Annotated in this window: 10 protein-coding genes; 8 read left to right on the top strand and 2 right to left on the bottom strand. The window is 53.6% G+C overall.

The annotated features are described in order from the left end of the window. Window positions 1–149: 149 nt before the first annotated feature. A complete protein-coding gene (locus B5V00_RS09320; protein ID WP_085010511.1) occupies window positions 150–716 on the top strand; it encodes an elongation factor P in 567 nt (188 codons plus the stop codon). Between the two features lie 147 nt (window positions 717–863). Here B5V00_RS09320 and B5V00_RS17180 read toward each other — a convergent pair whose 3' ends face one another. Next, window positions 864–1031 (bottom strand): hypothetical protein, encoded by a 168-nt coding sequence (locus tag B5V00_RS17180; RefSeq protein WP_172399683.1) that lies wholly within the window; start codon window positions 1029–1031, stop codon window positions 864–866. A gap of 134 nt (window positions 1032–1165) precedes the next feature. Between B5V00_RS17180 and B5V00_RS09315 the strand changes: the two genes are divergently transcribed. The 7 genes from B5V00_RS09315 to B5V00_RS09285 are packed head-to-tail and all read left to right on the top strand — an operon-like array spanning window position 1166 to window position 12024. Continuing rightward, entirely contained in the window at window positions 1166–2080 is a 915-nt protein-coding gene (locus B5V00_RS09315) for a restriction endonuclease (RefSeq protein ID WP_085010510.1), read from the top strand. A gap of 22 nt (window positions 2081–2102) precedes the next feature. Then, window positions 2103–5222 carry a type I restriction endonuclease subunit R gene (locus B5V00_RS09310; protein ID WP_085010509.1) on the top strand — a complete coding sequence of 1040 codons (3120 nt, stop codon included), beginning with the start codon at window positions 2103–2105 and terminating at the stop codon, window positions 5220–5222. Beyond that, window positions 5216–6853 (top strand): HsdM family class I SAM-dependent methyltransferase, encoded by a 1638-nt coding sequence (locus B5V00_RS09305; RefSeq protein ID WP_085010508.1) that lies wholly within the window; start codon window positions 5216–5218, stop codon window positions 6851–6853. The genes B5V00_RS09310 and B5V00_RS09305 overlap by 7 nt, the downstream gene beginning before the upstream one ends. Continuing rightward, window positions 6843–8117, top strand: coding sequence for a restriction endonuclease subunit S (locus B5V00_RS09300; RefSeq protein WP_139800718.1), 1275 nt, complete (start codon window positions 6843–6845; stop codon window positions 8115–8117). The genes B5V00_RS09305 and B5V00_RS09300 overlap by 11 nt, the downstream gene beginning before the upstream one ends. Before the next feature lie 14 nt (window positions 8118–8131). Continuing rightward, window positions 8132–10756, top strand: a complete 2625-nt coding sequence (locus tag B5V00_RS09295; RefSeq protein WP_085010507.1) for an AAA family ATPase — start codon at window positions 8132–8134, stop codon at window positions 10754–10756. Window positions 10757–10813: 57 nt separating this feature from the next. Then, window positions 10814–11527, top strand: coding sequence for a DUF3800 domain-containing protein (locus B5V00_RS09290; RefSeq protein ID WP_085010506.1), 714 nt, complete (start codon window positions 10814–10816; stop codon window positions 11525–11527). Further along, window positions 11524–12024: a hypothetical protein gene (locus B5V00_RS09285; protein ID WP_085010505.1), complete on the top strand. Its 501-nt coding sequence runs from the start codon at window positions 11524–11526 to the stop codon at window positions 12022–12024. Before B5V00_RS09290 ends, B5V00_RS09285 begins: the two co-directional genes overlap by 4 nt. A 939-nt stretch (window positions 12025–12963) precedes the next feature. On the opposite strand, the gene B5V00_RS09275 is transcribed toward B5V00_RS09285, so the two are convergent. Next, window positions 12964–14001, bottom strand: coding sequence for a KamA family radical SAM protein (locus tag B5V00_RS09275; protein WP_085010504.1), 1038 nt, complete (start codon window positions 13999–14001; stop codon window positions 12964–12966). Window position 14002: the final 1 nt, after the last annotated feature.

Below are 14002 nucleotides of genomic sequence, written 5' to 3'. Positions count from 1 at the left end.
CGTACAGGATTGCCGAAACATCGCATTTAAGCATAGTGGATAAAGGCTTGTCACGGAAAACCTTTGCCCGCATCGGTCCTTGTGATATAAGGCGCGGTAATAAGACCGGGATGGACTGTCCCCCGGGAGAACAAGGAGAAGCAGGATCAATGTACACGACAGCTGATTTTAAAAAGGGACTGGTGATCCAGCTCGAAGACGCCCCCTGCGTTCTGATGGATGTCAGTCAGCACAGCCCGACCGCGCGCGGCGCCAACACCCTGGTCAAAACCAGGTATCGCAACCTGCTGACCGGCCAGGTGCTGGAGAAAACCTTCAAGTCGGGCGACAAGGTCGACGAGGCCGATTTCGAGAAGCGCAAAGGGCAGTTTCTCTATGCCGGCGCGGCTGAAGAAGGCACCTTCATGGACCTGGAGTCGTATGAGCAGTATGAACTCGGCCCCGACCTTTTCGCTCCGGTCAAGGGCTACCTGCTGGAAGGTGCGGAGGTTGTCCTCGGGGTGTTCCGGGAACAGGTGGTGTCGGTCGAACCGCCGATGACCGTTGAACTGACCATCACCGAGACGCCGCCGTCGCTGAAGAATGCCACCGCCACCGCCCAGACCAAGGAAGCAACCCTGGAAACCGGGCTGATCCTGCAGGTGCCGCCCTACCTGGAAGCGGGGGACAAGATCAAGGTCGATACCCGCGAGTGCCGGTTCGTCTCGCGGGCGTAAATACAGCCTGGGCCGCCAAGAAGGGCAAAACTCCCTCAACGGAGAGGCGGAGAGAGGCAGAGAAGGAGAGAAAACCCTTTTTGGGTTTGAAAATCCCAAAAAGGTCTTATGCTTTTCTCTGCGTGAAATGAGGGGACGGGTTGCATCTCAGCCCCTTGCGTATCCTTCCAGGGCGGCGTTTTCCATGCCGACCTCATCATCGGTCAGAAACTCGAAATGTGTTTCCCTCTTCTTCACCGTCAGACGACCGTTTGTGTTACAGGTAAAACCGGATAACATTTTGCGGTCTTGAATTGTCAGTTTCTTTTTATTCAAGATCTGCCTCCGGTTTGACCCTGCCTCCAGTCCCCTGATACGAACCGGGCTGTTTTCTTTTGGGGAATCGAGAGAAAGGTGCTACCCTGTCCGGTGTTCAGTTCGTCTGTTTTTTCATGACCTTAGGGGGGATCATGACCATTCCGGATTACCAGGCCTTGATGTTACCTTTGCTCGTTCTCGCTTCCGACGGGAAGGTACACGCCATCCGTGATGCACGAGAACAAATCGCTGCGAATCTGGAACTGACCAACGAAGAACGTGAAGAACTGCTCCCCAGCGGACGTCAACCGGTATTCGACAATCGCATTGCCTGGGCCAAGACTTACCTGCTGCAGGCGGGCTTACTGAATGCCCCGCGCCGCGCCCACTTCCAGATTACCGACCGCGGTCGACAGGTTCTTGCGGAGAATCCCACCGGCATCGACACCAAACTGCTTGATCGTTTCCCCGAGTTCGTAAAATTCCGTACAGCTGGAAAGAAGGCTGACGAAGACAAGTCAAGGGTTGTTGGAGAGGACTCCGAGAGCGCAACCCCTGAGGAGATGCTGGAATCAGCCCACCAACAGATTCGCAGCGATCTGGCCGCCGACCTGCTGAACCGGATCAAGGCAGCACCACCCTCGTTCTTTGAGCGACTGGTGGTCGAACTGCTGGTCAAAATGGGTTATGGAGGTTCCCGCAAGGAGGCCGGCAAGGCCCTTGGCAGAAGTGGCGATGAAGGGATTGACGGCATCATCAACGAAGACCGACTCGGGCTCGACATCATCTACCTCCAGGCCAAACGCTGGGAGGGGACCGTGGGGCGTCCTGAAATCCAGAAGTTTGTCGGAGCCCTGCACGGCAAGCGCGCCCGCAAGGGGGTTTTTATCACCACCGGAAGTTACTCCAGTGAGGCCCGGGACTATGTCAGGAATATCGACCCCAAGGTCGTGCTGATCGATGGGGTGGAACTGGCCGAGCTGATGATTGACTTTGGGCTCGGCGTGACAACAACTGCGATTTACGAGATCAAGCGGGTCGATTCGGATTATTTTGGGGATGAGTAGCTTTTGAGGGGGAACAGGTCGAATGATATTCAGTGAAGACTCACGCGTAAAAATTCCCTGCATTCTGCATCTGGTCCGCCTTGGCTACCAGTACCTTTCCCTCAAGAAGGCGCTCTGGGATGAAGATACCAATATCTTCCCGGACGTATTCCGAAAGGCTGTCGCCCGAATCAACCCCGACCTTGACGCCGACGACATTGAGCGATTGCTGACTGACGTCAAGCTCTCGCTGGAAAACGAAGACCTAGGCAGGGCCTTCTACGAAAAGCTCACCGAACGGTCAGGAACCCGGCTGATCGACTTTGCCGATTTCTCAAACAACAGCTTCCATGTCGTCACCGAGCTACCCTGCAAGAATGGCGATGACGAGTTTCGACCCGATATCACCCTGCTCATCAACGGTATGCCGTTGGTCTTCATCGAGGTCAAGAAGCCCAACAACCGTGAAGGCATTCTGGCCGAGCGCAACCGCATCATCACCCGCTGTCGCAATCCCCGTTTCCGTCGCTTTATCAATATCACCCAGCTGATGATCTTCTCCAACAATATGGAGTACGACGACAGCTCGCCGCAGCCCATCGAGGGGGCCTTTTATGCCAGCCCCTCCTATGACGCGCCGATCTTCAATTACTTCCGTGAAGAGGAAGAGCAAAGCCTCGCCAACCTGCTGGCCGACGAGAACGACGCGATCGAAGACGAGATCCTGCGCGACAACAACCTGACCGTCATCAAGCACAGCCCGGAGTTTCTCAGCAACAAGTCGCCGGACACGCCGACCAACCGCATCTGTACCTCCCTGTTCAGCCGGGATCGCCTGTCGTTCCTGCTGCAATACGCCCTGGCCTATGTGGATGAAGCCGACGGTCTGCAGAAACATGTCATGCGTTATCCCCAACTCTTCGCCACCAGGGCGATTGAAAAAACGTTGGATGCAGGCATCCGCAAGGGGATCATCTGGCACACCCAGGGCAGTGGCAAGACCGCGCTGGCCTACTACAATGTCCGCTTCCTGACCGACTATTTTCAGAAGCGGGGCATCATCCCCAAGTTCTACTTCATCGTCGACCGGATCGACCTGCTCATTCAGGCCCAGCGGGAGTTTTCCAGCCGGGGGTTGACGGTCCACACCATCGACACCCGCGCGGACTTCGCCCGCGACATCAAGGCAACCCAGGCCCTGCACAACCACTCCGGCAAGCCGGAGATCACCGTAGTCAATATTCAGAAGTTCAAGGACGACCCGGATGTGATGCGCACCGAGGATTACGATGTCAGCATTCAGCGGGTCTATTTTCTCGATGAGGTCCACCGGAGCTACAACCCCAGGGGCAGCTTTCTCGCCAATCTCAGCCAGTCCGATCCGAACGCCATCAAGATCGGTCTGACCGGCACCCCGCTGTTGGGGGATGACTACAACTCCCGCGTCCTGTTCGGCGATTACATCCACAAGTATTACTACAACGCCTCCATCGCCGACGGGTATACCCTGCGCCTGATCCGCGAAGAGATCGCCACCAACTACAAGCTCTCTCTGCAGGAAGCGCTGGCGGCGGTGGAGCTGCAACAGGGCGACATCGACCGCAAGCTCATCTATGCGCATCCGCGTTTTGTCGAGCCGATGCTCGACTACATTATCGATGATTTTGAAAAAAGCCGGGGGGCACTGAACGACGCCACTATCGGCGGTATGGTTATCTGCGACAGTGCCGAGCAGGCCCGGCAGATGTTTGAAATTTTCCAGGCTCGCCTCGCTGCGGAAATTGGCGCATTGAAGCCCCGCAAGGCTGATAACGCATTCGCTGAGCTGCCGCTGGCCGCGGAGTCCGAATCCCCCTATGCAGCCCGACGAAAACAGACAAACAAAATCAACAGCGGCGCCCTGATCCTGCACGATGTCGGCAATAAAGAAGAGCGCAAAGACTGGGTGGAGGATTTCAAGACCGGCAAGATCGACCTGCTGTTCGTCTACAACATGCTGCTCACCGGTTTTGATGCCAGCAGGCTGAAAAAGCTCTATCTGGGTCGGGTGATCCGCAAACACAACCTGCTCCAGGCTCTGACCCGGGTCAACCGCCCCTACGGAGATTTCCGTTACGGCTATGTGGTTGACTTTGCCGACATCAGCAAAGAATTTGAAGAAACGAACCAGCGTTATCTGAAAGAGCTCAATGAAGAACTGGGCGACGAGATGGAGCACTACTCCCACCTGTTCAAGTCCGCCGAGGAGATCCAGGGCGAAATCGAGCAGATCAAGGATGTGCTGTTCCGCTTCGACACCGAAAATGCCGAAGAATTCTCCCGGCAGATCAGCCAGATCCAGGACCGCGCCACGGTACTGGCACTGAAAAAGGCTCTGGGTGATGCCCGCAGTCTCTATAACCTGATCCGCCTGCAGGGTGAATATGAGTTTCTGCAGCAGCTTGATTTTCAGAAGCTCAACCAGCTCTACCGTGAAACCTGCAATCACCTCGACCTGCTGAACCTCAAGGAAAACATCGAAAACAGCGCCGATACCAGCAACCTGCTCAATGTCGCCCTCGAAGAGGTGCTGTTCATGTTCACCAAGGTGGGAGAAGAAGAGCTGGTGCTGGCGGACAAGCTGAAGAATACTCTGCGCCGGACCCGCGAAGCCCTGGCCGACAACTTCGACCAGCAGGACCCCAGGTTCATCACCCTGAAGGAAGAACTGGAGCGGCTGTTCAAGAAGAAAAAGCTCAACGAAGTCACCCAGGATGAGATGAACGCCAACATCGGCGCGCTCAACCAGATCTACGACAAGGTCAAGGAGTTGAACCGGCAGAACAACCAGCTGCGCGCCAGGTACCAGGGTGACGCCAAGTACACCCGCATTCACAAACGCCTGCTGGAGCGCGGCACCCTTTCAGAACCGGAACGTCGCATCTTCGAGGTACTCTCCGGCATCAAACAACAGGCCGATGACCAGGTGCTGCAGAACACCCAGCTGCTCGCCAATGAAAGCTACTTCGAGCGCATGATGATGCCGCTGGTTATCAGTGAATTCAAAAACGGGCAGAAGATCACCCTCAACCCCGACGCCTCTCACTTTATCAACCGGTTGGTGGTCGCCGAATATATGAATGAGTTTGCCTCAGGCAACAGAGCAGGAGTACGCACGTGGTAACCCAGGAATTCGAAAAAAGAACCCGAAAACTGATCGACAGCCTCAAGGGGATTTGCGCTGCCTACGGTCTCGGCAACGACGGTAACGAGTTCAAGATCATCACCCAGGTCTTTCTCTACAAGTTTCTCAACGACAAGTTCGCCTTTGAAGCGAAACGCATCGATCCCAAACTGGCTGCAGCCGAAAACTGGGCGCAGGCCATAGGTGCCCTGAGCAGCGACGAGCTGGAGATGCTGCAACTGCAGTTGGGGCCGGACACCGCCCGCCTGAAACCGGAACATTTCATTTCACATCTCTTCAGCCGCCAGAACGCGCCCGATTTCGCCAAGCTGTTCGACGACACCCTGCGCGATATCGCCATCACCAACAACGACATCTTCGCGGTCAAGACCGACGGTGGCGCCAAGGTCACCCTGTTTGACCGGGTGAGCGAATATATCACTGACGAATCGAAGCGCGACGACTTCTGCCGCGCCATTATCAACAAGGTGGCGGAGTTCAGTTTCGAGCGCATCTTTACCCAGAAATACGACTTCTATGCCGCTATTTTCGAGTACCTGATCAAGGACTACAACAAGGACAGCGGCGGCAAATATGCCGAGTATTACACCCCGCACGCCGTGGCCAAGATCATGGCCGCCATTCTGGTGCCGGAGGAAGTGCGCGGCAAGGTGGCCAATGTCAGCTGCTACGACCCCTCGGCCGGGTCCGGCACCCTGCTGATGAACCTGGCCCACGCCATCGGCGAGCAGCGCTGCAGCATCTTCTCACAGGACATCTCGCAGAAGTCGTCGAGCCTGTTGCGCCTCAACCTGATCCTCAACAATCTGGTTCACTCCATCCCCAACATCATTCAGGGCAACACCATCCTGCATCCCTATCACCGGGACGGCAAGGCGCTGAAAAAGTTCGACTACATTGTCAGTAATCCGCCCTTCAAGATGGATTTCAGCGATTTCCGCAACCAGTTGGACAGCAGAGAGCATCAGGCCCGTTTTTTTGCCGGAGTGCCGAAGGTGCCCAAAAAGGCCGTCGACAAGATGGCCATCTACCAGCTCTTTCTGCAGCACATCATCTATTCGCTCAAACCGGGCGGCAAGGCGGCAGTGGTGGTGCCGACCGGCTTCATTACTGCCCAGTCGGGTATCGATAAGAAGATCCGCTCAAAACTGGTGGACGAGAAAATGCTCGCCGGGGTGGTCTCCATGCCGAGCAACATCTTCGCCACCACCGGCACCAATGTCTCCATCCTCTTTATCGATCGCGCCAATACTGAAGATGTGGTGCTGATCGATGCCTCGAACCTCGGCACCAAGGTCAAGGAAGACAAAAACCAGAAAACCGTTTTGAGTGTCGAGGAAGAAGACCGGATCATCGCCACCTTCAACAGCAAAGAGGCGGTGGAGGATTTTTCGGTGGTGGTGGGCTACGATGAGATTGCCGCCAAAAATTATTCGCTCAGTGCCGGGCAGTATTTTGAGGTGAAGATCGAGTATGTCGATCTGACGCCGGAGGAGTTTGCGGCGAAGATGCAGGTCTTTACCGATAATCTGGAGAGGCTGTTCGAGGAGTCGACGGGGCTGGAGAAGGAGATTCGGAAACAGTTGGCGGGGTTGCGGTATGAATACTAACTGGATAAAGACATCCTTAGGGGAACTACAACGTAACGGTCGTGCCAGTGTTCAAACCGGTCCGTTTGGGACGATGTTAAAAGCGGCCGAATATTCAAATTTTGGAGTTCCCGTAATTTCTGTGGGCGAAATTCAAAGTGGTTACCTGCTGATTTCCGACCGCACCCCTAAAGTCTCAGATTCAACAAAAAAGCGGCTTCCACAATTTGTCTTAAAGGCTGGTGATATAGTCTTTGGGAGAAAGGGCGCTATTAATCGAAACGCTATAGTTGGGGAGGACCAAGCTGGCTGGTTTCTTGGGTCAGATGGTATTCGTCTGAGGCTTTCTGATGACATTGATAGCGTTTTTGTTAGCTATCAATTTAGATCTTCGGCAGTGGGCAAGTGGCTACTACAAAATAGCTCTGGCTCTATTATGCCTTCGTTAAATCAGAAGATATTAGATCGACTCCCCATCTGGCTTCCCAACACAGGGGAACAACAAAAAATCGCCGCCGTTCTCTCCGCGTTCGACGCCAAAATCGACTGCAACAACCGCATCAATGCCGAACTGGAGGCGATGGCCAAGACCCTGTACGACTACTGGTTCGTGCAGTTCGACTTCCCCGACCAAAATGGTAGACCCTACAAATCCTCCGGCGGCAAAATGGTTTACAACCCTACCCTGAAACGGGAGATTCCGGCGGGGTGGGAGGACTCGAGTATTCTTGCTGTAGCCGATCTGCTCGGAGGTGGGACCCCGACGAAAAAAAAGCCCGAATACTGGAATGGTGCTATTCCATTCTTTACCCCCACCGACGCTGACGGGTCCATCTACAAGTTTGCGACTGCGGACTACATTACCGAAGAAGGGTTAAGGAAGAGTAGCACCAAGCTATTTGGGAAGAATACTGTCTTTATCACGGCGCGTGGTTCTGTTGGTAAACTCGTGTTGGCCGGTGTCGACATGGCCATGAACCAATCCTGTTATGCACTGCAAGCCAAGTCAGGTATCAGTCACACATACCTATTTTTTCTTACTAGGGAACTGATTCATCATCTTGAAGTCAAGTCTTCCGGGTCGGTTTTCAACTCCATCGTTTCCAATGACATCGAATTTACCAAGCTCGCCATTCCAGATACTGCCGTTGTCGAGAGATTTGCAGCAGTAGTTGAGTCGGCCTTCCAGCGAATAGCCAATAATACCTTGGAAAACCAGCATCTCACCCAACTCCGTGACTGGCTCCTGCCCATGCTGATGAACGGCCAGGTCACAGTGGAATGACAAGGATGTAACGCATGATCCGGGCTGAATATCTACGATTTCTGCAAACACTCAACAGTGGCACTATTCCTGCCGAGGTGCGCAGAATTGCCAATATAGTGTTGCAGAATTTGGATGCCTTGATCCCGCTTTCCACAACAAGAGGCCAACGGGTTCAGAAAATGGTTGCCTTGGCCGAAACGGCCTGGGACAGCATCGGCACCGAGATTCAGCCCCTACCGGCTCAAATCACAGAGCAAGCCGCACCCATTGTCCGTTTGAAAAGTCTCGCAGTCGGCCCTTTTCGGGGTTTTGCCAGACAGGAAGTTTTCGATCTTGCCAGTCAACTGGTGCTGATTTACGGCCCCAACGGCACAGGTAAATCCAGCTTTTGCGAGGCCCTGGAATATGGCCTGCTGGGCAATGTCGCGGAGGCGGAAAGCAAACGCTTTCGCAATCTGCGGAATTATTTGGAAAATGCCCACCAAAACACCTTTGAAGAGCCTGAGCTCATCGGGATTAATTCTGAGGGGCAGGAGATGCCCATTGTTGCCAATGAAGCCCTCTATCGCTTCTGCTTTGTCGAAAAAAACCGTATTGACAGTTTCTCGCGCATCGCGGCCCAGGCCCCGGCCAGGCAAACCGAGCTGATTTCAACCCTGTTCGGTCTCGATGCCTTCAATGAATTTGTCCGCAACTTTACACCGGAAATTGACGGGAAGTATATCGACCTTGAAGGTGCTAAGGCCAAACAATTGCATGACAAGCGTCAGACATTGGCAGGCTCCAAAGAGCAGTTGAAGGACAACAAAGAAGAGCTGGAAAAACTGGCTGACGAAAAACGAAAACTGGCCCACGAATATCGCGAGACCATAACCTTTACCCAGATGGTGACAGAATTTAATGGTGACGAGGAACATCCCGGCGCCATTAAGAATCTTGAAAATGACTTGCAAGAGCAGATAGGAGCCAAAAGTAATGTAACCGCTCAAGCCTTACAGGCGCTTGAAGAGTCCATCAAAACAAACCTATCTGATCTCACTATCCAGCAAGGCAAACTGACGGAAGCCAGCCAGCAAATATCATTTAAACAATTATATGAGGCCGTAAGTCAGGTACAGCAGGGTAGCCCGGATCATTGCCCTGCCTGTAAAACACCACTTAGCCAGGTAACGGTCAACCCATATACCCACGCCGGTGAAGAACTGGAAAAACTTCACCACATAGCTGAGTTACAGCAAACGGCCAAAGATCTGGAGGGTAAAATCGGCCAATCATTGCTTGAGCTTTCGCAAATCGTAAACATATGCTGTGCTCGCTTAACGCAAAATCCACTTAACAACAGCCAGGTAGCACCTCCGGCAAAAGCCGGTATCGACTGGTGGAACTCGCTGCACCGACCCTCGCAAGATGGCTCTACACCTTGGCAACATCTGCAAACCCAGGTTCAGCAACTGGAAGAAAACGATAAGGAAATAGATCAGGCAGCGCAACAACGCGCCACAAAACAAACGGAGTTGGAACGGCTGCGCGGTTTCGCCGAGAAGATCACCGTTCTGCAAACTCGCAGAAAGACTGCCGACGACGCGGTCAAAAAAGCCCAACAAACTATCACTGATTTTGACACAGAAAATGCCCAGCTCATTGCAGAGGCAGAGGCTGAAAAAGAAATTGTCGCCAGAAACCAGATCATTGCAGGTGCCTACGCTGCCTTTGTTTCCAGGCTGAATGAGTACAAAAACGCATTGCCTGCCCAATTAGTTGCGGATCTGGGAGAAACGGTTGTTGCCCTCTACAATGCTTTCAACCGCAATGATTCTATTAAAGAACAACTGGCGTCAATCCACCTGCCTTTGGAGAAAAATCAGCGACTGAAAATAGCCTTCATTGCTGACCCGGAAACTTTTTTCGACGCCCTGCATGTATTGAGCGAGGGCCATATCAGGTGCATCGGCCTGGCAATATTACTTGCCAAAAATCTCAAGGAAAACTGCCCGCTATTGATCTTTGACGACCCGGTGAATGCGATTGACGATGGGCACCGTGAGACGATTCGCAGGTCGTTGTTTGACGATGATTTTTTCACAGGCAAGCAGATTATCCTCACCTGTCATGGCGAAGAATTTTTCAAGGACATTCAAAATCTGCTTTCCGCAGAACGAGTTTCAGAGTCAAAACCATTTACTTTCCTGCCGCGACTTGACGAACAGCATATTCGAGTCGATTTCAACTGTGCACCACGAAACTATATCATCGCTGCGCAATCCCATCTGGATAAGAATGAAATCAGATACGCTCTGTCTAAATCCAGAAATGCATTGGAATCACTCACCAAAGGTAAATTGTGGAGCTATGTGAGAAGGCATGGGGATGGAAATCTCAGCCTGAAATTCCGCTCAATAACCTCCGAGATTGAGTTGCGTAACCTGACAGAACAGCTCAGGTCTAAAATTGCTAAAGCTGATTTTAGTGATCCAGACAAAAGTCGTATTTTGACACCTGTTGAGACTCTTCTTGGCCTGGGTGGAAACGGCAGCTCACGGGAGTGGCGATACCTGAATAAAGGTACCCATGAAGAAGCAGACCGGGCCGAATTTGATCGGCACTCGGTGAGTGAAATTGTAACCGCACTTGCACAGATAGACGGTGCACTTGGGTAATGCTGAAAAAAGGAAATCATCTTTGATTATCTTGATGTGGAATAAAAGGGAACTGCAATGAGTGAAACTTTCAACGTCTACTGCGATGAATCCTGCCATCTGGAAAACGACCACCAGAGAACCATGGTACTAGGTGCAGTCTGGTGTCCGCTGGACAAGACCCGGGAAATAGCCGTCCGCCTACGGGAGATCAAACAGAAGCACGGACTATCTCCGCATTTTGAAGTGAAGTGGACCAAGGTTTCGCCTGCCGGCAAAGCACTTTACTTGGATCTGGTTGATTATTTCTTTGATGATGACGACCTGAACTTTCGTGCTTTGATCGTGCCCGACAAGACGCTGCTGCGCCACGATGCCTTCCCCGGTCAGGATCATGACAACTGGTATTACAAAATGTACTTCGACATGCTCAAAGTCATCTTCCGGCCCGCTGCCCGTTATCGCATTTACCTCGACATCAAGGACACACGCGGCGCACGAAAGACGGCCAAACTGCACGAGGTTCTTTGCAATGATCGTTATGACTTTTCCCGGCAGGTGATTGAGCGATTGCAACTGGTCCACTCTCACGAGATCGAGCAGTTGCAACTGGCCGACTTGCTTATTGGCGCAATTGCCTATCTGACCCGGGGTCTCGAAGGGAATGCCGGAAAAATGGCGATCATCGACCGGATACGGCGGCGCTCTGGCTACGACCTGACCAGAACCACCCTGCTGCGTGAAGAAAAAATGAATATCTTCCGCTGGCACGCGGCGGAGGTGCAGGGATGAATGAGGCAACCGACTGGCTGCCGCCGCTGGTCCTGTTCAGAGATTACGACGGGGACTGGGATCGTTACCTTAATGCTCTTTATGGCTGGTTCAAGCAGGATTTTATCGACAGCAAACCGGTATTTCAGGGCAAGCGACTCGGTTTAAAACGCCACCCGTTGACTCATGGCAAGGAAGCGACCTTCTGGCATATGATCTCTGAAGGGAAGGACGAAGCAAGCCGGACTCCCGACTTCAGACGTTGTGAGCGCATTCGCTGGCCACGCCCTGTCATTGAGCATAACGAAGCTCCGAAAGTGAAATGGTGGGTTTCCGTGAAGCGCAATGAAAACCGTATTCACATCTGGCTGGAAGATGAGGACTACATTGTGGTGCTGGCCGACAGGAAAGGCTTTTTGCTTCCTTGGACGGCTTTTCTGATTACTCGGGAACATACCAGAAGAAAATTGAGAAAGGAATATGAGGCCTATTGGAAAAACAGACCCCAGAAAGGCTGAAACCGCCCCGGGGGACGGTCTCGTAACTCCTTCCACACATGGTAGATGAGCTACTTAAAATATCGGTCGTTTATGATAAAAAGTCAACAAAATTGTCGATGGTTAACGCAGTCTAGGCTTGCACGCAACCAGGTTTGCGTCTATCTGTGCCATGTACAGCGCGACTTCATGACCAATACCACCTTGCGAGAACGATTCGGGATCGAGAATAAAAACAGCTCGATGGCATCAAGGATCATCAGGGATACCATTGAGGGCGGGCTGATACGTTGCCATGACGAAACCGTGGGGAGCAAAGCCCGAAAATATCTACCGTGGTGGGCCTGATGATCGATTCAAATTGTTTGACCGTTGTTTGACTGAAGAGGCCTGAAAATAGCCTGCCATGACTAAACAACCTGTAACTTCAGGCAGTTGTGATTTTTGATTTGTTTGACTGATGTCTGATGGGTGGTGTTGATCGGCAAATGGCAAAGGGAATATGAAAAATACCGCCGAAACAACGACTGAAAAGGCTGAAGCCGCCTCGAAGGACGGCTTCGTAACTCCTTCCACACATGGTGGATGAGCTGCTTATGATATCGTCAATTTATGATGAAAAGTCAATGAAGTTGGCGATGGTTAATGCAGTCTTGGTCCGCACGCAACCAGGTTTGTGTCTGTCTATGCGCTATCCTGAATCAGTGAGTTCCCTGTGAGTTCCCTGTCGGTGGGCAGCACAAGTCATTGACCTGCCTGCACTTCCCGAAAATCCCCGGCGAACCTATGGGTGCGCCTCAGATTTTTGAAAAGCGCATTCAGACCAAGCACTTGCACGCTTCATCCGGCATAAACCCACTGATTCAGGTATAAATCAAAAGATTGAATTTTTTCTCTCCGCCTCTGTCTCTCTCCATCTCTGCGTTGAAATTATCCTAGCGGCCAAGTGTCCGTACCGGGCTATGTTTGCCGATACACCACCTTCGTGCCGTCCGGTGCCCGCAAGACCAGTTCATCCCCCCATGTTTCGACATAGTCGCCGTTGACCGGCACCTTGCCCTTGCCGCCGGGAAGGTCGATGACGTACTGCGGGATGCCCATGCCGGTGATGCGGCCGCGCAGGCCGGCGACCAGTTCGCGTCCTTTTTCCACCCGCACCCGGAAGTGCCCGGTACCGGCGGTCAGGTCCATCTGGTGCAGGTAGTAGGGGCGCACCCGCATCTGCAGCAGGTTGCGGTTGAGCTCCAGCAGGGTTTCGAGATCGTCGTTGACGCCGCGCAGCAGCACCGTCTGGTTGCCGAGTACCACCCCGGCCTCGGCCAGCCGGGCGCAGGCCTGCCAGCTCTGCTCGGTCAGCTCCCGCGGGTGGTTGAAGTGGGTGTTGAGGTAGAGCGGCGGATGCTGCCGGAGAATTCGGCACAGTGACGGTGTGACCCGCTCCGGCAGCACCACCGGGATCCGGCTGCCGATGCGGATGATCTCGACATGCGGGATCGCCCTGAGCCGGCCGAGCAGTTCCTGCAGCATGGCATCATTCAACAGCAGCGGGTCGCCGCCCGAGATCAGGACATCGCGGATTTGCGGAGTGGCGGCAATGGTGGCGATGCCCTGCTGCAGTTCGGTGAAACTGATATTGAACTCGGGGCGGCCGATCCGTCGTTTACGGGTGCAGAAACGGCAGTAGCCGGCACAGCTGTTGCCGGCCAGCAGCAGCCCGCGGTCGGGATAACGATGCACCAGGGCCGGGACCGGCGAATGCGCTTCCTCGGCCAGGGGGTCGGTCGGCAGCCCGGCGTCGTCCCGTTCCGCCGGATCGGGAACGCACTGGCGCCAGATCGGATCACCGACCTCGCGGATCAGCCCGGCGTAATAGGGGGTAATGCGCAACGGATAGCGGACGCAGACCGCTTCCAGCGGGCGCGGGTCGATGGCGAAGCGATCGGCCAGCTGTTGCGGCGAGGTGATGGCCGCACGCAGGCTTTGTTGCCAGGATTCCATG

The sequence above is a fragment of the Geothermobacter hydrogeniphilus genome (genome assembly GCF_002093115.1).
In the GTDB taxonomy this organism is placed as follows: domain Bacteria; phylum Desulfobacterota; class Desulfuromonadia; order Desulfuromonadales; family Geothermobacteraceae; genus Geothermobacter_A; species Geothermobacter_A hydrogeniphilus.
The sequence above is the reverse complement of the archived record's forward strand: the minus strand, read 5'-3'. Positions and strand labels throughout refer to the sequence as shown.